This window comes from Rhizobium cauense, assembly GCF_019511525.1.
Taxonomy (GTDB): domain Bacteria; phylum Pseudomonadota; class Alphaproteobacteria; order Rhizobiales; family Rhizobiaceae; genus Rhizobium; species Rhizobium cauense.
Genome location: NZ_JAEUAT010000030.1, coordinates 18,141 through 36,298 on the forward strand (window position 1 = coordinate 18,141; position 18,158 = coordinate 36,298).

General features: G+C 59.4%; 17 protein-coding genes and 1 pseudogene. 10 read left to right on the top strand and 8 right to left on the bottom strand.

Features of this window, described 5'->3' with window-relative positions; translation table 11 throughout:
• Positions 1-42: 42 nt before the first annotated feature.
• A complete protein-coding gene (locus tag JNB88_RS31495) occupies positions 43-1,206 on the bottom strand; it encodes a polyamine ABC transporter substrate-binding protein (protein ID WP_220358900.1) in 1,164 nt (387 codons plus the stop codon).
• 22 nt (positions 1,207-1,228) lie between these two features.
• Complete coding sequence (locus tag JNB88_RS31500; RefSeq protein ID WP_220358901.1) at positions 1,229-2,320, bottom strand: ABC transporter ATP-binding protein; 1,092 nt, start codon at positions 2,318-2,320, stop codon at positions 1,229-1,231.
• A 183-nt stretch (positions 2,321-2,503) separates the two neighbouring features.
• Between JNB88_RS31500 and JNB88_RS31505 the strand changes: the two genes are divergently transcribed.
• A complete protein-coding gene (locus JNB88_RS31505; RefSeq protein WP_037137520.1) occupies positions 2,504-3,322 on the top strand; it encodes a helix-turn-helix transcriptional regulator in 819 nt (272 codons plus the stop codon).
• Between the two features lie 138 nt (positions 3,323-3,460).
• Here JNB88_RS31505 and JNB88_RS31510 read toward each other — a convergent pair whose 3' ends face one another.
• The 4 genes from JNB88_RS31510 to JNB88_RS31525 are packed head-to-tail and all read right to left on the bottom strand — an operon-like array spanning position 3,461 to position 6,890.
• Complete coding sequence (locus JNB88_RS31510; RefSeq protein ID WP_420832237.1) at positions 3,461-4,693, bottom strand: ABC transporter substrate-binding protein; 1,233 nt, start codon at positions 4,691-4,693, stop codon at positions 3,461-3,463.
• 23 nt (positions 4,694-4,716) lie between these two features.
• Positions 4,717-5,769 carry an aldo/keto reductase gene (locus JNB88_RS31515; RefSeq protein WP_220358903.1) on the bottom strand — a complete coding sequence of 351 codons (1,053 nt, stop codon included), beginning with the start codon at positions 5,767-5,769 and terminating at the stop codon, positions 4,717-4,719.
• A gap of 10 nt (positions 5,770-5,779) precedes the next feature.
• The gene (locus JNB88_RS31520) at positions 5,780-6,139 is read right to left on the bottom strand and encodes a TIGR04076 family protein (protein ID WP_220358904.1); all 360 of its coding nucleotides are present in this window, start codon (positions 6,137-6,139) and stop codon (positions 5,780-5,782) included.
• On the bottom strand, positions 6,132-6,890 hold the full coding sequence (locus JNB88_RS31525) for a GntR family transcriptional regulator (protein WP_051977203.1): 759 nt from the start codon (positions 6,888-6,890) through the stop codon (positions 6,132-6,134). Before JNB88_RS31525 ends, JNB88_RS31520 begins: the two co-directional genes overlap by 8 nt.
• 108 nt (positions 6,891-6,998) lie before the next feature.
• Here JNB88_RS31525 and JNB88_RS31530 point away from each other — a divergent pair, with 108 nt between their 5' ends.
• Genes JNB88_RS31530 through JNB88_RS31550 form a run of 5 tightly spaced genes read left to right on the top strand, consistent with a single transcriptional unit; the run spans position 6,999 to position 11,902 of the window.
• Positions 6,999-7,808, top strand: coding sequence for an ABC transporter ATP-binding protein (locus JNB88_RS31530; RefSeq protein WP_220358905.1), 810 nt, complete (start codon positions 6,999-7,001; stop codon positions 7,806-7,808).
• A complete protein-coding gene (locus JNB88_RS31535; RefSeq protein ID WP_338111066.1) occupies positions 7,805-8,563 on the top strand; it encodes an ABC transporter ATP-binding protein in 759 nt (252 codons plus the stop codon). The genes JNB88_RS31530 and JNB88_RS31535 overlap by 4 nt, the downstream gene beginning before the upstream one ends.
• Positions 8,560-9,471 (top strand): branched-chain amino acid ABC transporter permease, encoded by a 912-nt coding sequence (locus tag JNB88_RS31540; protein ID WP_220358906.1) that lies wholly within the window; start codon positions 8,560-8,562, stop codon positions 9,469-9,471. The genes JNB88_RS31535 and JNB88_RS31540 overlap by 4 nt, the downstream gene beginning before the upstream one ends.
• Positions 9,468-10,433 carry a branched-chain amino acid ABC transporter permease gene (locus JNB88_RS31545; RefSeq protein WP_220358907.1) on the top strand — a complete coding sequence of 322 codons (966 nt, stop codon included), beginning with the start codon at positions 9,468-9,470 and terminating at the stop codon, positions 10,431-10,433. Before JNB88_RS31540 ends, JNB88_RS31545 begins: the two co-directional genes overlap by 4 nt.
• Before the next feature lie 5 nt (positions 10,434-10,438).
• Positions 10,439-11,902: an aldo/keto reductase gene (locus JNB88_RS31550; protein ID WP_220358908.1), complete on the top strand. Its 1,464-nt coding sequence runs from the start codon at positions 10,439-10,441 to the stop codon at positions 11,900-11,902.
• An 84-nt stretch (positions 11,903-11,986) separates the two neighbouring features.
• Here JNB88_RS31550 and JNB88_RS31555 read toward each other — a convergent pair whose 3' ends face one another.
• A complete protein-coding gene (locus JNB88_RS31555; RefSeq protein ID WP_220358909.1) occupies positions 11,987-12,877 on the bottom strand; it encodes a LysR substrate-binding domain-containing protein in 891 nt (296 codons plus the stop codon).
• A 108-nt stretch (positions 12,878-12,985) separates the two neighbouring features.
• Between JNB88_RS31555 and JNB88_RS31560 the strand changes: the two genes are divergently transcribed.
• The 4 genes and pseudogenes from JNB88_RS31560 to JNB88_RS31575 all read left to right on the top strand — a co-directional run bounded on the left by JNB88_RS31560 (position 12,986) and on the right by JNB88_RS31575 (position 17,191).
• On the top strand, positions 12,986-14,239 hold the full coding sequence (locus JNB88_RS31560; protein WP_220358910.1) for an aromatic ring-hydroxylating oxygenase subunit alpha: 1,254 nt from the start codon (positions 12,986-12,988) through the stop codon (positions 14,237-14,239).
• Positions 14,229-15,317: an FAD-binding oxidoreductase gene (locus JNB88_RS31565; protein WP_220358911.1), complete on the top strand. Its 1,089-nt coding sequence runs from the start codon at positions 14,229-14,231 to the stop codon at positions 15,315-15,317. The genes JNB88_RS31560 and JNB88_RS31565 overlap by 11 nt, the downstream gene beginning before the upstream one ends.
• A gap of 51 nt (positions 15,318-15,368) precedes the next feature.
• Positions 15,369-16,643: a M24 family metallopeptidase gene (locus JNB88_RS31570; RefSeq protein ID WP_220358912.1), complete on the top strand. Its 1,275-nt coding sequence runs from the start codon at positions 15,369-15,371 to the stop codon at positions 16,641-16,643.
• A 58-nt stretch (positions 16,644-16,701) separates the two neighbouring features.
• A pseudogene (locus tag JNB88_RS31575) lies at positions 16,702-17,191 on the top strand (DUF1643 domain-containing protein).
• On the opposite strand, the gene JNB88_RS31580 reads toward JNB88_RS31575, so the two are convergent.
• Positions 17,188-18,138: an electron transfer flavoprotein subunit alpha/FixB family protein gene (locus tag JNB88_RS31580; protein WP_220358913.1), complete on the bottom strand. Its 951-nt coding sequence runs from the start codon at positions 18,136-18,138 to the stop codon at positions 17,188-17,190. The pseudogene JNB88_RS31575 and the gene JNB88_RS31580 sit on opposite strands and share 4 nt — an antisense overlap.
• Positions 18,139-18,158 lie beyond the last annotated feature (20 nt).

Sequence of the window (18,158 nt, forward strand, 5' to 3'; positions counted from 1 at the left end):
CGGCCCCCGCCAAATGCGGAGACCGGAACGGCTAATGAGCGATCAGGCCGACTTGAAGCGCGCCATAAGCTCGGCACGGCCGGGATCGGTGAGGGTCACGGCGGCGCCGAATTCCAACGGCGTCAATGCGGCTTCATCCGGATAGACGATCTTGTTGGTGGTGACCTCCTTCGGCAGCAGCGCAATGACACGGCTGTCGGTGGTCGGCGCGCCGTTGGCGATATGCTCCTTCACGGCGTTCTGCGGATCCATGAGGTAGTTGAGCAGCGCGTAGGCGGCGGCCTTGTTCGGCGCATCCTTCGGGATGGCGTAATAGTCAGTCCAGATCTCGCCGCCATCGGTGCCGAGCACATAGGCAAGCTCCGGCATGTCGCGGTTCAGCTGCGCGCCGTCATTGGTCCAGCACATGGTCAGCCACGCATCGGTGGAGCGCATTGACGGCTGGTAGTCGGAATTGATGGCGAAGAGATGCGGCTTGACCTTGATCAAAAGCTCCTCGGCTTTGGCGAGTTCGTCGGCCTTGATCGAGTTGAAGTCGTAGCCGAGCGAGACCAGCGCGCTGCCGATCGTCGTCAACTGGTAGTCGTGGACCATCGTGCGGCCGTCGCCTTCGGTCTGGGCGATCTCGAAAAAGTCCTTCCAGCTTGAAAGCTTGGTCTTGATCTTCGTGGTGTTGACCGAGAAGCCGGTCGTGCCCCAGTTCTTCGGCACGGCGTAGGTCTTGCCGTCGATCTGGCCCTCTTTGGTGAAACGCGGGCTTTCAGTCGCCTGGCTGAAATTCGGCAGCTTGGAAAGGTCGAGTTCGTCGATCAGGCCGAGTTTGTGATAGGTCGAGATGGTATAGTTGGTCGGCACGTAGAGCGACCAGCCGGAAGCCCCGGCCTGCAGCTTCGCCAGCATTTCCTCGTTCGAGCCGAAGACATTGACCTCGACGGCAACGCCGGTCGCGGCCTTGAAATTCTCGAAGGTTGCCGGATCGTGATAGTTCGGCCAGGTGGCGATCGACATTTGCGTACCGAGCTCGCCGGCGGCATAGGCTGGCGTCGACAGCGCGCCGGGGAAGCGCGCCATCACGGCGGTCGCGAGGCCGAGACCGGTGATGCCGAGGAAATGTCGACGGCTGATGGAGCCGCGCTTCAGGCGCATGAACTCGTCCATGAAGCCTTCGGCAGAGATTGGCAGATTGTCCTTATAATCCTTGCTCATGATGCTGTTCCCTTGTTTTGGTTTATGCATTCGATGCTGGAAAGACATGGATGGCTTTGGGGTCGAAGCCGAGGAACACCTCCTCGCCCGGCTCTACGAGTTCGGTCTCGTTCATGCTGCGGCGGTCGGCGGTGATCAGGAAATCGCCGAGACCGGGAACGTTGACCGCATATTCGGCCGACGAGCCGAGGAAGATGCGGTGCGTCACTGTTCCCTTGAACGCTGCGCCGGTGGTTGCCTGACCGCGCGTCAGATGGATTGCCTCGGGACGCAGTGCGGCAATCGCCGTGCCCGGGGCCAGCCGCTTGGCCGACGCGATCGCCGAACCGTCGGCCACTCGCAGGGTCGTACCATCGGCCTCTACGGTTGCGGCGATCCGGTTTGTCTTACCGACGAAATCGGCGACGAAGAGATCGGCCGGACGGTCGTAGACTTCCTGCGGCGAACCAAGCTGGCGGATGCGCCCGGCGCTCATGACGCAGACGACGTCGGCCATTGACAGTGCCTCTTCCTGGTCGTGGGTGACGAGCACGAAGGTAATGCCAAGTTCGCGCTGCAGGGTCTGCAGCTCTATTTGCATGGCGGAACGCAGCTTCTTATCCAGCGCAGCGAGCGGCTCGTCGAGCAGGAGTACGGACGGGCGGTTGACAATAGCTCGGGCGAGCGCCACGCGTTGCTGCTGACCGCCCGACATTTCGTGGATGCGGCGCTTGGCGAAGCCGTTGAGGCGGACCATCTCCAACGCCTCTGCTACCCGGCGGTCGATCTCGCGCGCCTCGATTCTCGGGCGCATCTGCTTCAGTCCGTAAGCGACGTTCTGCTCGACATTGAAATGCGGGAAGAGTGCATAGTGCTGGAACACCATGTTCACGGGGCGCCGATACGCTGGAACGCCATTCATCTCGCGGCCGTCGATCAAAACTGTGCCCTCGCTCGGCTGTTCGAAGCCGCCGATCATCCTCAGGCAAGTTGTCTTTCCGCAGCCGGAAGGACCGAGCAGCGCGAGGAAGGCGCCCTTTGGCACATTCAGATTGATGTCCGTTACGGCGGTCACGGCGCCATAGTTCTTGGTGACCGAACGGAATTCGATGTCGTTCGTCGAAGCGGATGCCACGTCTGTTCCCTGCGGTTGGTTTGGAATTGGCGATCTTCGTCGCCCTATTGCCACCGTCGTTGAGGAAAGAGTAAGCCGGAGCTTCTGGCGAGGTATATACCCCGAGAGGGGTATTTTGACGAATGATGCTTCGTGGAAGGTATATATCGATCGGGACTATCGTGGCGCAAAGGAGCCTGCCAGATGAGCACTGACCTGGAAGCGCTGTTTGGCGCCTTCGGTACGATGATTGGCCGACCTGCGATGGCCGATATGGAGATTGGCGAAACTATTCGCCAAATGTTGGCGGCGTTGGTGCGGTTCGATCACGTCGTTGTCTTCGCCTATCGGGGTAACGAGCGGCCGATCGATCTCTACAGCACCTTCAGCCCTGAGGAACATGTGGTGTTCGTCACACTTTATCAGGCTGGGCCCTACCTGCTCGATCCTTTCTATCATACTGCGCGGGAGCGCCGTCAGGACGTTTTCCGCATGCGGGAATTGGCCCCGGACAGGTTTTTCTCAAGCGAGTATTACCGTACCTATTACATCAAGACGGGATTGGCGGAGGAGGTCGGTTTTTTTGTCCAGACCGACGATGACATTACTGTCGTGCTTTCGCTGATGCGCATCGAAAAGACCGGATCGTTCACTCCCGCAGAGTTCACGTTGCTGAAAAAGACCCAGCCATTGGTCGCACGCATGGTGAAGCACTATTGGGCAAGGCTTGCGCCGCGTTTTGATGCACAGCTGAGAGCTGGCGACAAGAGCCGCCGTTCAAGGGGTAAGCCGGGCAATATTCCGCCGACGGATATCGTTTGGCGCGATCTCAGCCTGACGAGCCGCGAGACGGCGATTGTCGATCTCGTTCTTCAGGGGCACTCGTCGGAATCGATCGGCATAAAGCTTGCGATCTCTACGGGGACCGTGAAGGTGCACCGGCGCAATGTTTATAGAAAGCTTGGCATTTCCTCGCAGACGCAGCTCCTATCAATCTATCTGAGGTCGCTTGCGGAGAAATAGCTTTCACCCCTGCCCATGCGATCGGCACTCGGTCGATCGTTTTGGTCTGCGCCCGTCACCTTGCGACGAGCATGAGAAACAGCGGCAGCGAGATGGACGACCCGGCATAAGTCAATAACTCATGCCGGGTCTTTTGCGTTATTGGCCAGCCTTGATCTTGCCGACATCCTCGGCGCTCATTTCACCGACCGTGGTGACCTCGCCATTGGCAATCTTCCACAGACGGAACGGGCCGGTGATGTCGCCATACTGGTCGAAGCTCACCGGACCAATGACACCTTCGTACTTGATTGGCTTTCCTGCCTTGATGAGGCCGAGTGCCTTTTCGAATTCGGCTTTGCCCGCGTGGATCGGCGTGCCGCCTTCTGCAACGACTTCAGGCATGGCTGCCTTGATCGCAGCAGCATCCGGCTTTCCTGCCTTGGCGATGGCAAGCGCCACGATCGCACCTGCGTCGTAGGATCGGTCAGCGGCGGGCGCAGACGGTGAGATACCGCCGGAAAAAGCCGAGTAATTGGCGTTGAAATATTCGGTCGACGCGGTCGGGCTGGTGCCCGAAGAGGTGCCGTAGGCATTTTCGAGATATTGCGCGCCCACGCTCTCGATAAAGTCCTTCGAGTTCATGCCGTCGTTCAAGAGGAAGGTTTGGGCGCCGCCACCCGAAACCCATGCGCGAGCGATCGTTGCGCCGTCCACCGGCGTGCTGACGAGGTAGAGTGCATCCGGCTCGCCTGCCATGGCAGCACTGGCTTCCGATGCATAGCTCGACTGCTTTTCGTTATAGGGCGTGGTCGAGGTAATAGTGCCGCCGAGCTTCTGGTAGGCCGTGGTGAACTCCTTCACCATGTTGACGCCGAAGTCGTTGTTAACGTTGATGATGGCGATCTTTTTCAGCCCCTGATCCATTGCGAATTTGGCTGCAGCTGTGCCCTGCAGGGCATCGGACGTGATGGTGCGGAAGAAAACGCCGTTGGTCTTGCCATCGCGGCCGAGTGCTGTCAGCGTTGGCGAGGACGAGGCGGGCGAAACTTGCACGACACCGGCCGGGGCAGTGACGGAGGTCAGGATCGGGATCGACACCGACGAGATGATGCCGCCGATGATGACCGGCACTTTCTTGATATTCACCAACTGGGTCGCCTGATCGACGGCGATATTGCCCTGGCTCTGGCTATCGCGTGTATCGGCGACGATCTTGCACCCGCCGACACCACCGGCGTCATTGAAATCCTTGAACGCCATGGCGACCGACTTCGCGCCGGCCTGGCCATATTCGCCTGCAGGGCCTGTCAGTTCCATGACGAGGCCGACAGTGATGTCACACTCGGCCGCAAAACTCGAGACGGTGGATGCTGCAAGGCCGGCGACCATCGCAGAAAGCAGAAGTGATTTTCTCATCGTTGTTCCCCTTTGTTGAGATTGTATTTCATGATGCTGCCGTGGCGCCCCTCCCGGTCGCGCTCCAGCGTGTAAACATCGCCTTCGAGCTGTCTTGCCTCGGAAAGGACGCCGTCGATCTCGGCACGGTCGGCATCCGTCAGCCGGATATCGGCAATCGCCAGATTGGATTTGAGATGATCTCGGTTGCGGGCGCCGACGATCACCGCAGCCACGCCAGGCCGTGTCAGCATCGCGGCACTGGCAACGGTTGCGATATCCACCTGATGCCGGTCGGCAATCCTGCGAAGCGTCGAAAGCAGGGTCTGGAAAAGATCCCAGCCGCCAAAATCGTCGATAATCAGCTTGTATTTGGTCAGCGAGCGGTTTTCGAGCGGATGCTCCGGTTCCAGCTTGCCGAGCCAACGGTCGCCAAGGAACCCGCCGGCCACCGTGCCGTAGCAGAAAAGCGCGAAATTGCTTTCGGCCGCAAGCTTTACCATCCGCTTTTCCGGGCGACGGTCGAGTAGCGAATATTGCAGCTGCAGCGAGGCGATGGGGACGCCTGCACCGATGATTGCCTCGATATGGGCAACGTCGAAATTGGTACCGCTTACCTTGTCGATCTTGCCGGCCTGCTGCAACTCCTTCAGCCAGACAGCGGTGTCAAGCCAGCCGGGGATATCATAGGCCCACCAGTGGAACTGCACGAGGTCCAGACGGTCGAGATTGAGCCTTTTGCGGGACGTGTCGATAACACCCTCCACATAGGCTTTACTGATCGTCGGCAGAACGGTGAGATCAGGCACGAACTTGGTGTGGACGCGGATTTTCGACAGGGCTTCCTGCCCACGCAGGTCCGCATAGCGCAGCCGGAAACGGCCGATCAGATCCTCGACGCCGGTGTAGATGTCAGCGCAATCGAACGTGGTGATGCCGGCATCTGCGAACGCTACCATATCCTCCACTGCCGTTTCCGCATCGATCGGTCCGTGCCCGCCGGCCATCTGCCAGCCGCCGCGGATGACACGGGATATCTCGTAGTCGGGCGCGATAGTGATGCGTTGCATGTCGTCTTGCCTATTTCTCATTCAATGGAGGGTTCAAGGGAACCGCGGTGGTCTCGGCATGGCTGAAGCGTCGGATGCCCGTGCGGGTGATCCTCAGCCGGCTCGAGCAATTCGGATCGGGACAGGCGATATCAGCATCGGTCGTCATCCAGTCATTCGCATGCGTCGGGCGCTGTTTGGCGGCGAGAAGGGGCAGGACGGACGACAGGGAGTAGATCGAGATCCCCTGCCCCGGCGGCAGATGCAGCATTTCCCCACGCAACTCAAAATAATCGCCGGGCTTTGCCCCACAATAGACGGCTCCGCCTTGGGGAATGATCACATCGACGCGCAAGTCGAAAAGATCGAAACCGTCGTCGCGCTTAGTCATTGTCCACCTGTCTCGCGAGGCCCTCGTCTTGATCCAGTCGTCCACGGATCAGGTCGAAAGAACGGCTGATATCGTTGGAAAGCGATTGCAGGGCGGCAGTCGGATCACGCCGTTCCAGCGCCTCGATCAGTGCCCAGTGATGGTCGGTCGCGGCCAGCCCGCCATGTTCGTCATGTATATGGGCAGCCTTGCGGATGATCGCGCCTGATTGGAGCCAGAGACTCTCGACGATCGGAATCATCACTGCTGAGCCGGCGGCTTCGTAGATATGGAAATGGAAACGCTGGTTGAGCTCGGAGGTGACCTGGCCGATATCTTTGCCATGTCGCTCGAAGGCTGCGTCGCAATCGAGGTTAACCTTCTTGAGGATGGCAAAATCGTCTGCCGTCAGATTAGGCAGGGCGAGAACCACCATCTGCCCTTCGATGAGGATGCGCGCCCTTGCTAGGTCGTCGAGCCGCTCGCGGGTAATCAGCGGCACACGCACCGAACGGTTCGGAAGCGCTTCGAGCGCTTGTTCCGAGACAAGCCGGCCCAGCGCCTCGCGAACTGGCATCGTGCTTGTCTGCAGGCGCTCGGCGAGATCGACGATACGCAAAACATCGCCAGCGTCGAACATGCCGTTGATCAGCGAGCGGCGGAGCTCATTATAAACCCGATCATGTAGCGTTTCGCGGCCAACCGGCGACAGCACGTCCCGCATGGTGGAGCTATCACCGCGCTCTCGCGGCTGTCGTGCATGATCCGCCATCCACTTCTCCCGCATTCCAGCCGCCAAGTCCGTTTTTCCGGTTGCTTTTCATCAGCTGGTAAAGTTTGATCAAACATCATTCATCAAATCAAGAGCCTTTCTTCGCCGATGCCCAAGTCCCCAACCGATACGGTCCAAAATGCGCTCGCCTCCCCGGCAGCGGTCATTGAGGCCCGCAATCTGGTCAAGCGGTTCCAGGGCATGACCGCTGTCGCCGAGATGTCGCTGAGGCTCGGCCCTTCCGAGATGGTTGGGCTGATCGGTCCAAATGGCGCTGGCAAAACAACGCTTTTCAACCTGATTGCCGGTTCACTCAAGCCGACCTCCGGCGAGATATGGATTGCCGGCCGCGATGTGTCGCAAGACAGTCCGGAAAAACGCATCGCAACCGGGGTAGGTCGCACCTTCCAGATCCCGCGCCCGTTCCTGGAGATGAGCGTGCTCGAAAACGTGCTTGCCGGTGCGCAGTCGCAGCACGGTGAACGGCTATTTGCAAATTTCCTGCGCCCAGGCTTCGTCCGTCGGCAGGAAAAGGCCGCGGTGGACAAAGCCCGGACGCTCCTGGAATTCGTCACGCTTTCGCACCTCGAAAATCAGCCGGCCAAGGTCCTCTCCGGTGGCCAGCGCAAGCTGCTCGAACTGGCTCGCATACTGATGGCCGATCCGCGGGCGATCCTGCTCGATGAACCGGCTGCCGGCGTCAATCCGGCGCTCCTGGAAACCATTATGGAGCGGGTGATCACACTGAACGCGCAAGGCAAGTCGATCTTGTTGATCGAGCACAATATGGACATGGTCGCGCGCCTTTGCTCGCGCGTCGTGGCCATGGCGCTCGGTCGACCGCTTGCCGAGGGCACACCGGAAGAGGTTGCAAGGAACCCAGCCGTGATCGAAGCGTATCTGGGAGGTGCGGCGTGAGCAGCATCCCTGCACTCGAGACCCGCGCGCTCGTGGCCGGCTATGAGCCGGACCTGCCGATCGTGCGCGGCGTCGATCTATCCGTTGCAAAAGGCGAGCTTCTGGTTCTTCTCGGCCCGAACGGCGCTGGCAAGTCAACTTTCGTCAAGGCGATCGCTGGTGTCGTGCCGGTCCATAGCGGCAGCGTGGCGCTTTCAGGCCGGGACATCACCGGCGTTCCCGCTCACGGCAAGATCACGCAAGGCCTTGCCTTTGTCCCGCAGACCGAAAACATCTTCGCGACGATGAGCATTCACGAAAACCTGCAACTTTCCGCAGCGGTTTTGCCAAAGCCCCTAAGGGGGGACAGGATTAGGGCACTGTACGAACGCTTTCCCGATCTTGCGACTGCGCCCTCTCGACTGGCCGGCGCTCTTTCAGGCGGTCAGCGCCAGATGCTGGCGGTCGCAAGGGCCCTGATCGTCGATCCCCCGGTCATCATTCTCGATGAGCCGTCGGCCGGGCTATCGCCCAAGATCGTCTCGGAAGTTTTCGACATGCTGGCACAGATTAACGCCACGGGCGTGACGGTTATTCTCGTCGAGCAGAATGTGAAGGCGGCCATCAAGATCGCCAGCCGTGCGATCATCCTGGTCGAGGGCCAGATCCGCCACGAGGGTGTCGCGGCCTCGCTGCTCGATGATCCGATTGTTGCAAAACTATATCTCGGCACCGCGCACGCGGGGGATCATTCCAAAGGGGCCGGACAGTCATGAACCCGCAATTTCTGATGGACGGTCTGGTGGCGGGCGCCATGATCGGGCTCGGCGCGATCGGCGTCACCCTCACCTACTCGATCCTGCGCTTCGCCAACTTCGCCCATGGCGAACTTCTCTCCTGGGGTGCCTATATCGCGATGGCGATCAGCGGTGCGCTCGGCATGCTGTCGACGACACTTGTGAAGCCGATCGCACCCTTTTCGTTTGGCTGGTCTTTGCCGATCGCCGCGATTTTCGCCATTCTTCTCACCGGCCTTTTGGCACTTGCGGTTGACGCACTGCTGTTTGGTCGCCTGCGTCGGCGCGGCAGTGCCATCATCATCCCCGTCATGGCCAGTTTCGGTGCATCGCTGGCGCTACGCAGCCTGCTCGAGTTCATCTTCACCTCCAAACCGGCATATTACTCCAAAGCGCTGCAGATCGCCGTCAAACTTGGCGGCGGATTGCGTGCCACGCCGGACCAGCTTTTGTCGCTCGGTCTCAGCCTCATCGCAGTAGTCGCCATCCATGTGCTGATGACAAGGACGAATATCGGGCGCTCGATGCGGGCCGTCAGCGAGAACCCGGCTCTTGCCGGCATCGCAGGCGTCGATGTCCGTCGGGTGATCCGTGTCGTCTGGTTCCTCGGTGCGGCCCTTGCCTGCATTGCCGGTATCATGACCGGACTTCTGGTGCAGATCCGGCCGTATCTCGGCCATGACCTGCTTCTACCGCTGTTTGCCGCGGCGATCCTCGGGGGGATAGGTAGCGTGCCAGGCGCGATGCTTGCCGGCCTGATCGTCGGCCTGTCGGAATCGCTTGCCGTGCAACTTGTCGGCGCCGAATGGCGCGCCGCCGTCTCCTTCGTCATCCTCGTCGTCGTTCTCCTTGTTCGCCCGCGCGGCCTGTTCGGGAGGGCTGCATGAACATCGATATCCTCGCCTACGGCGCCTTTTTCCTGACAATGGGGCTGACCTATTCGATCATGTGCCTCGGGCTCAATGTCCAATGGGGCCAGACCGGCCTTTTCAATGTCGGTATCGCAGCCTTCGTTGCGATTGGCGCCTATGTTTCGGCACTCCTGACGACGCCCGAAACCCCCGATCGCTTCGGTGGATTCGACCTGCCGATCGCCATCGGCTGGCTGGGTGCTGCGCTAGCGGCGGGCATCGCAGCCTGGCTGGTCGGGGCGCTGACAATCAGATTGCGATCGGACTATCTCGCGATTGCCACATTCGGCGTTGCCGTTTCCGTGCAGCTTTGCGTACTGAACATCCAGCCAGTTACCGGCGGTGCTTTCGGCATCGGCTTCATCCCTCGCCCCTTCGGCAGCCTCGCCTCCGACCCGCTCGCCTTCAGCCTGGCCAATCTGGCACTGACGACCTGTGTCGTGCTGGCGCTGTATCTGGGGCTTGAGCATCTGGCAAAAAGCCCCTGGGGGCGCGTTTTGCGGGCCATTCGCGAGGACGAGATGGCCGCTCAGGCGCTGGGCAAGCGGCCGATCCGCTTTCGTCTGCAGGCCTTCACAATCGGCGGCGCGATCATGGGACTTGCCGGCGCGGTCCAGGGCCATTTCATCGGCTTCATCGCACCTGATAACTACCTGCCGATCTTGACCTTCCAGGTCTGGGCCATGCTGATCGTTGGCGGCTCGGGCAACAATCGCGGTGCCATTCTTGGTGCTATTCTGGTCTGGGGTCTGTGGGCGCTGACGGCGGCAGCCGTTTCAGCCTTCGTGCCGCCCGAACAGCAGGCTCGCGCCTCATCGCTGCAGATCGTTGCTATCGGGGTTGGGCTCTGCCTCATCCTGCTCCTTCGTCCAAGCGGCATTCTCGGCCAAGGCCGAGCAATGCGCGTCGGACGAACAAAACCGAAATCCGAGGAATGACCGTCATGATCCAGTCTCCCGCACGTGTTCTTCTTTCTGGCGGGCTGTCGATCAGCCGCCTCGTCTGCGGCCTGTGGCAAGTTGCCGATATGGAGAAGGACGGGTCCACAATTGATCCGCGGATCGGCGCCGATGCCCTGCAGGCCTATGCGGAAAAAGGCTTCGACACGTTCGATATGGCCGACCACTATGGTTCGGCCGAGTTGATTACCGGAACGCTGCTTTCCCGTTATCCAGATGAACAGCACCGGCCCGTCGCCTTTACCAAATGGTGCCCAGAACCGGGGCCGATGACGCGCGAGGTCGTCCGCAAGGGCGTCGAGGAACGCTTGCGCCGACTTGATACGGACCGGATCGATCTCCTGCAGTTCCACTGGTGGACATTTGAACATCCTGCCTGGTTGGATGCCCTGCATGAGATGCAACGGATGAAGGAAGAAGGGCTGATCTCGGCGCTCGGCCTGACCAATTTCGATGCCGCTCATCTCGCTGTCGCACTTGCTGACGGCATCCAGATCGCTAGCAACCAAGTGTCATTCTCGCTTGTCGACCGCCGGGCCGCCGGGGCCTTGTCCGACCTTTGCGGTAAAACTGGCGTCAAACTGCTTGCCTATGGCACGCTTTGCGGCGGTTTTCTTTCAGAGAAATGGTTGGGCAAGTCCGAACCCATCGAGATTGCCGACTGGAGCCGCTCGAAATACAAGCGTTTCATCGATGCCGCCGGCGGCTGGGAGCCATTCCAGGCCATCCTGGGTGCGGCCAGCCAAATCGCCAGGAAACATCAGGTCTCCATCTCTAACGTGGCGAGCCGCTGGGTGCTCGAGCAAGAGGCGGTCGCTGCCATCATCATCGGTGCGCGGCTTGGAGAAAGCGAACATCGCGATGACAATCTGAACGTCTTTTCCTTCGCCCTCGATGACGAGGACAAAGCCCTGCTCGACGCCGCCTTCGAAACCACACTCCCGATCCCCGGCGATTGCGGCGACGAATATCGCAAGCCGCCTTTCCTCACCGCCTCTGGCGACCTGAGCCACCATCTCGACGCGATACCATCGATCTATACCGCAGAGCCGGTGCCCGGCAGACCCGAGCGGTTGCGGGTGTCTTCAGGCAGCGTCTGGGAACCGATCGCCGGCTATAGCCGGGCTGTCAGGATCGGCGACCGGATTCTCGTCTCGGGGACGACTGCAACCCACGGCGGCGACCGTTGTGTGGCACCTGGTGATCCAGGCGCGCAGGCCACCTACATTCTCGACAAGATTGCGGCGTCGATTTCCGCCCTTGGCGGCAGTATGGAGGACGTGGTGCGCACGCGTGTCTATCTGCGCGACGCGGGCCAATGGGAGCCGGTTTCGCGCGCCCATGGCCGGGTATTCTCAACTGTTTTGCCGGCCAATACGCTGATCGAAGCCGGCAACCTGGTTGGTGACTATGAAGTCGAGATCGAGGCGGAGGCAATTTGCGGCTAACAGCGACGTGAGCGCCTGATACCTTCGTAGCCTGTTCGTCAGCACGATTTCAGGCGCGCATTTGTTGCGATCTGATCAACACGATCATTTGTGAAGCGCAGCGGTGAGCCAAGAAGAAGCTCGGTCGATTGCCACGGTCCTTCTGGATTTCAACGGCAGCAAAACATTATAACGGCCTTCAGGCGACAGCCTCGTTTCGTCGAGCGTGACCAACGTGCCGTCATCGAGGAAGGTCTGAACGAGGGTGCCCCAACCCAAGGCAACCCCCTGGCCCGCGCGCGCCGCGAATATGGTTTCCGTGTAGTGGCTGAAACGCAAAGACGGCTTCACCTCGAAGTGCACACCAAGTTCAGCGAGCCACTGGCCCCAAGAGAGCCAGGACCGGTCTTCGGCATCCGTCTCTATGAACTCGTCCGTCACGGTCAATGGTCGGCCGTTGCCTCGACGGGCGAGATATTCTGGCGAGCAAACGAGCATTATCACGTCCCCTCGGGAGGCGATAACAGTCCCATCGGCAAAAGGCGGCACCCCGTAGCGAATAGCAAGATCGACCGCACCGCTGTCGAGATCGATTTTTGCATCCTGGGAGATGACACGGATCTGAATGCCGGGGTTCTGGGCGCGAAAATCGGCGAGCCGGGGAAGCAGCCAGAAGGACGAAAACGCCACAGTCGCACCGATGGTGACTACATCCTGCGCCGCCCCCTTGATCGCATCTATAGCATCGGAAATGTTTGAGAAGCTCTGCGCCAGGGAGGCGCCGAGTACGAGGCATGCAGCGGTCGGCTCGATCGCGCGATGCTTGCGTACGAACATCGGCTGCCCAAGCTCGTCTTCCAAGAGAGCAATCTGTCTGCTGACGGCCGCCTGCGTCACTCCGAGTTCGCCAGCCGCAAGCGTGAAGCTTTTCCGGCGAAGGACCGCCTCCAGCATGATCAGCGCCGTCATCGACGGCAAGCGCCTGCGAAACTGCATTTCCTGCTCCACCACATTACAATTCATTATGCGAACTTGAGAATTAATGCCGTTGAAGAGGCTGAGGAGCAAGCGCAGTCTGCACCAAGGCAAGTATAAGAGGCTCTGATGCTAAACAAACTTCCCTCGTCAATCTCCGCGCTTCTCGACGCTCGCACGAACGGGCACTCGTTGCCTGCTGGCCTCTACACGCGTGAAGACGTCTTCGAAGCTGATATCGATGTCTTTTTTCACAAACACTGGATCTGCGTTGGTCTCGACTGCGATGTACCGGAAGCAGGCGACGCCGCTGTCATCGACATCGGCAAAACGAGCCTTATCCTGCTGCGAGATGACGAGGGTGAGATCCGGGTGCTGCACAACGTCTGCAGGCACCGTGGTTCCCGCTTGTTGGACGCCGGCAACACAATCGTTTCAAAGCTCGTCTGTCCTTATCATACCTGGACCTATGAACTCACCGGGGAGCTCAGCTACGCTCCCCACATGGGCAAGGATTTCGACAAGGATTGTCACGGGCTGAAACCAGTGACCTTCAAGTCGATCGGCGGGCTCATCTATGTTTGCCTTTCGGACAATCCGCCAGACGACATCGACGTCCTCGAACGGACGATGGTCGAGCGTCTTGCACCCTACGACATCAGAAATGCGAGGGTTGCTCATCAGACTGACGTAGTCGAGCACGGCAACTGGAAGCTGACGATGGAGAACAATCGTGAGTGCTACCACTGTTCGGCAAACCACCCCGAGCTCTGCGTATCCTTCGTTGACCTCGACTTCGGCTTTGACCCCGAAACATTGAGCCCGGAGGACCGCGCCCAGGCTGAAGAGCATTTTCGACTGTATGAGGAACGGACCAAGGCATGGGAGGCGAACGGGTTTCCATCTGCTGCCGTCGAGCAACTTTCAAACTGTGCCACGAACTTCCGGACCCAACGACTGATTATCGCCGGAGCGGGTGAATCCCAGACCCATGACGCTACAGCAGCGTCATCGAAACTGCTCGGTCACATGACACGCAAGGACCTGGGGGACACCCACCTTTGGGGCCATAACTCATGGAACCACTTCATGGGTGATCATGCTGTTGTCGCCATCGTCATTCCATTGTCAGCGGGCAAGACGCTCGTCCGGACGAAATGGCTGGTCCACAAGGACGCGGTCGAAGGCGTCGACTACGATCAGGACAAGCTCACCGACGTCTGGATAGCAACAACCGATCAGGACGCTGACCTTGTGGCACGCTCTCATGCTGGCGCGCTTGACCCTGCTTACCGTCCTGGCCCCTACTCACGATTTTCGGAGACGAACCTCGACAAGTTCGCAACGTGGTACATCGATCGGATGCGCGCACATGGATACTGATTTCGTACATAAGCGGGACGGTTCGGCCGTGCGCGATACATGGGACCCCGAGCATGACGACACTCTGGTGTGCCTAGACGTCCATCAGGAGACCCATGACGTCAAGAGCTTCACCTTTGCGTCAGCGCAAGGCAAGCGCTTCAGTTTTGATGCAGGGCAATACTTTCTCTTCGATTTTCCGATCGGCGACGACGCAGAGGCACGCTGCTACAGCATCTCCTCGTCACCGCACCGCTCCAATGCTTTCACGGTGACGGTCAAGCGGGTCGTGAACGGAAGAATTTCGAACTGGCTTCACGACAACATGCAAAGCGGCATGATCGTGAAGGCTCAGGGGCCCCTCGGACAGTTTGTCTGTCCTCGCCTTCCTGCGCCAAAGCTTCTGCTTCTTTCAGGCGGGTCCGGCATTACGCCGGTAATGTCTATTGTGCGCGATCTGGCAGATCGCTGCGAGCCTGCCGACGTCATCTTTCTACATGCCGCTCGCTCCCCGGCGGACCTCATCTTCCGCAACGAGCTGAGTCTTCTCGCCGCACGTATGAAGGGGCTTCGCTTGCAATTCTTGCCCGAGAGCGTCGATGGAGAACCATCCTGGCCGGGGCTGACTGGTCGTATCTCGCCTGAGTTTCTCAAGCTCGCCGCGCCCGATATTACGGAGAGATTGGTAATGTGCTGTGGCCCGGCGCCGTTCATGGCCGCAGCACGTTCGATCACCGCTAGACTCGGTGTGCCTGCAGACCGCTACATCGAGGAGAACTTCGATGCCGCAATCATCGAGGAAGCGGCGGGCGGCACTGAAGTGCCGAAACCAAACAAGGTTTTTCAGGTCGAATTCGCCAAGCAATCTCGAAAAATAGAGGTCGCCGCCGACCAGACGATACTTGGCTGCGCCAAGAAGTCCGGGGTGCGGCTGCCGTCATCATGCGCCAACGGTGTCTGCGGCACCTGCAAGTCGAAGCTCGTTTCTGGTGCAGTTGATATGAATCACAACGGCGGCATAAGGCAAAGAGAGATCGATGCCGGATTTTTCCTGCCTTGCTGTTCCAAACCGCTCGGTGACCTGGTGATTGACCGATAGTGTCGTCACCGGCCGCTCACCTATCAATCGACAGTAAACCAGGGATCGACCATGCTGCTTAGAGACAGCATTTCCGGCGGGCGCGCTTCGGTGTTCAAGGACGAGCGCAAGCAGGGATACCTTAATCCAGCAGGAGCCGACCGCCCGCTCATCAGTCCGGTCTCGCCTCGGACACTTGATTGCGCCCGCCGATATCGGTTGAACCGTCTCCGATCGAAAATGGAGGAATGGGACTGTTCGGCACTGCTTTTATACGACCCCGTTAACATACGTTACGCGTTCGACTCGTCGAACATGAGCATCTGGACGATGCACAACCCCTCGCGATATGCGCTCATTCTGGCCGATGGTCCTGCTATCATGTTTGAATTCGAGGGCGCCGAGCATGTGAACGACGGCCTCCCCGGCATCGACGAAATCCGAACGTCAAAGTCCTTCCTGTTCTTCACGTCAGGCAATCTTGTCGAGCCGCGGATGCAGGAGTGGGCTGACGAGATCAATGACATCCTGACGTCCAACGGGCGCAATAAAAGACTAGCGGTCGACCGGTTGGAGCCAGCGCCGGCATCGGAGCTTCGGAAACGTGGTTTGGAACTGCTGGACGGTCAGGAACTGGCGGAACGAGCGCGTTCGATCAAAAGTCCTGAAGAAGTCGAATTGATGCGGTGGACCATTCGTGTCTGCGAAGCGGGCATGGCACGAATGTACGAGGTGTCTGAGCCTGGGCGAACCGAACGGGAAATCTGGGCTGAGCTACATTTTGAGAACGCTCGAAGTGGGGGCGAGTGGCTTGAGACGAAGTTATTGACCGCCGGCGCACGAACCAATCCCTGGTACCGCGAGTGCTCTGACTACGTCACAAAGCCAGGGGAAATGATCTCTTTCGATACAGACATGATCGGGCCATACGGGTATTGCGCCGACCTCTCGCGCTCATGGACATGCGGACATGTCGCAATGAATGACAAACAAAAGGAACTCTACTCAGCGGCGCTGGACCAGATCGAACACAATCTGTCGATCCTTCGCCCTGGTACGTCCTTCGTTGAATTCAATGAAAAGAGCTGGCGCATTCCTGAAAAATACCTGCCCTATCGCTATACCTTGGCAGTGCACGGGACAGGAATGGCAGACGAATGGCCCGGCATCTTGCTTCACCCTGATTTCGATCAGAACTTCAATGGCGTCATTGAAGAGAATATGGTTTTGAATGTCGAAAGCCTGATTGCGGAGGCAGGCTCGGAGAGCATCAAGCTTGAAACACAAGTGCTTGTTACCTCTCAAGGAGCAGAACGACTAGACACTTTCCCGTGGGAGGAATTCTGAGGGAACTGGATACTCGCAGACGTGGTCGGCCTAATCAGTAGGTGACGGACGAAAGTGAATGAGCGACTTCACAATCTCCTCTGCCCTGTTTTCTGAATGTGGGTTCTACCGCTACCGGCTAGAACGACAGTGGGATCCTTTGAAGGGAGCGGTTGGCTTTCTGATGCTGAACCCTTCCATCGCGGACGCGTCCATCATCGATCCCACACTTCGGCGATGTATCTCCTTTGCGAAATCATGGGGCTTTGGTGGTGTGATCATAGGTAATCTCTTTGCGCTCCGATCGCCCAAACCAAAACTGATTTACGGCCACGCTGACCCCGTTGGGCCCAGAAAACGATCGGTACTTGGGCGAGATTTTAGAATGCTGCGACCTCGTCGTGTGCGCTTGGGGAAGGCATGGCGCCTACCTTGATCGAGCCCGTGACGTTTCGCGCATGCTTGAACCATCAAAGCTTTACGCATTGGAGGTTACGGCGGGTGGGCAGCCGTCCCATCCCCTCTATCTTTCCGGCAAGACAGTGCCAAGGCCACATACATGCGGCTAGGTTGACCGCTCCAATTCCGGCAATGCTTCGAAGAGGTCTGCCACGAGGCCGTAGTCGGCGACCTGGAAGATCGGCGCCTCTTCGTCCTTGTTGATGGCGACGATCACCTTCGAATCCTTCATGCCGGCGAGGTGCTGGATTGCGCCCGAAATGCCGCAGGCGATGTAGAGATCAGGGGCGACGACCTTGCCGGTCTGGCCGACCTGCCAGTCGTTCGGGGCATAGCCGGCATCGACGGCAGCACGGCTTGCGCCGACGGCGGCACCGATCTTGTCGGCGACCGGCAGGATGACTTGCCTGAACTTCTCCGCCGAGCCGAGCGCGCGGCCGCCTGATATGATGACCTTGGCGGAGGTCAGTTCCGGACGGTCGGAGGCCGACAGCGCGTCCTTGATGAAGGTCGACAGTTGCGATGAAGAAGGGGCTGCCGTCGAGATCTCCTCAACGGCAGCAGGTTGCCCCCCGAAGGGGGCCTGGGAGAACGATGCCGTACGCACGGTGATGACCTTCTTGGCGTCGGTCGCCTGTACAGTCTGGATGGCATTTCCGGCATAGATGGGGCGCTTGAAGGTGTCTGACGAGACGACTTCAATGATTTCCGAGACCTGCGCGACATCGAGCAGGGCGGCGACGCGCGGCATGACGTTCTTGCCGGTCGATGTTGCTGCCGCGATGATGGTGTCGTAGCTGCCTGAAAGCTGGACGATCAGGGCGGCCAGCGGCTCGGCCAGATTGTTGGCGAGGCTTGCGTCCTCGGCGAGCAGTACCTTGGAAACGCCGGAGAGCTTGGCGGCCTGTTCGGCCGCCGCCTTGGCGCCGGCACCGGCGACCAGCACATGCACGTCGCTTGCCTGTTCCTTGGCGATCTGCGATGCCGCCGTCAGCGTCTTGGCGGTCTGGTCGGAAAGGTGGTTGTTGTCGTGGTCAGCCAGAAGAAGAATGGCCATGGTACTATCTCCCTTTCTCG

Coding starts and splice junctions, on each gene's coding strand:
- JNB88_RS31520 (WP_220358904.1), bottom strand. CDS start 6,139: ATGACTAAGCGCGACGACGGTTTCGATCTTTTCGACTTGCGCGTCGAT.
- JNB88_RS31545 (WP_220358907.1), top strand. CDS start 9,468: ATGAACATCGATATCCTCGCCTACGGCGCCTTTTTCCTGACAATGGGG.
- JNB88_RS31530 (WP_220358905.1), top strand. CDS start 6,999: ATGCCCAAGTCCCCAACCGATACGGTCCAAAATGCGCTCGCCTCCCCG.
- JNB88_RS31580 (WP_220358913.1), bottom strand. CDS start 18,138: ATGGCCATTCTTCTTCTGGCTGACCACGACAACAACCACCTTTCCGAC.
- JNB88_RS31495 (WP_220358900.1), bottom strand. CDS start 1,206: ATGAGCAAGGATTATAAGGACAATCTGCCAATCTCTGCCGAAGGCTTC.
- JNB88_RS31525 (WP_051977203.1), bottom strand. CDS start 6,890: ATGGCGGATCATGCACGACAGCCGCGAGAGCGCGGTGATAGCTCCACC.
- JNB88_RS31505 (WP_037137520.1), top strand. CDS start 2,504: ATGAGCACTGACCTGGAAGCGCTGTTTGGCGCCTTCGGTACGATGATT.
- JNB88_RS31560 (WP_220358910.1), top strand. CDS start 12,986: ATGCTAAACAAACTTCCCTCGTCAATCTCCGCGCTTCTCGACGCTCGC.
- JNB88_RS31570 (WP_220358912.1), top strand. CDS start 15,369: ATGCTGCTTAGAGACAGCATTTCCGGCGGGCGCGCTTCGGTGTTCAAG.
- JNB88_RS31555 (WP_220358909.1), bottom strand. CDS start 12,877: ATGCAGTTTCGCAGGCGCTTGCCGTCGATGACGGCGCTGATCATGCTG.
- JNB88_RS31540 (WP_220358906.1), top strand. CDS start 8,560: ATGAACCCGCAATTTCTGATGGACGGTCTGGTGGCGGGCGCCATGATC.
- JNB88_RS31510 (WP_420832237.1), bottom strand. CDS start 4,693: ATGGTCGCCGGCCTTGCAGCATCCACCGTCTCGAGTTTTGCGGCCGAG.
- JNB88_RS31565 (WP_220358911.1), top strand. CDS start 14,229: ATGGATACTGATTTCGTACATAAGCGGGACGGTTCGGCCGTGCGCGAT.
- JNB88_RS31515 (WP_220358903.1), bottom strand. CDS start 5,769: ATGCAACGCATCACTATCGCGCCCGACTACGAGATATCCCGTGTCATC.
- JNB88_RS31550 (WP_220358908.1), top strand. CDS start 10,439: ATGATCCAGTCTCCCGCACGTGTTCTTCTTTCTGGCGGGCTGTCGATC.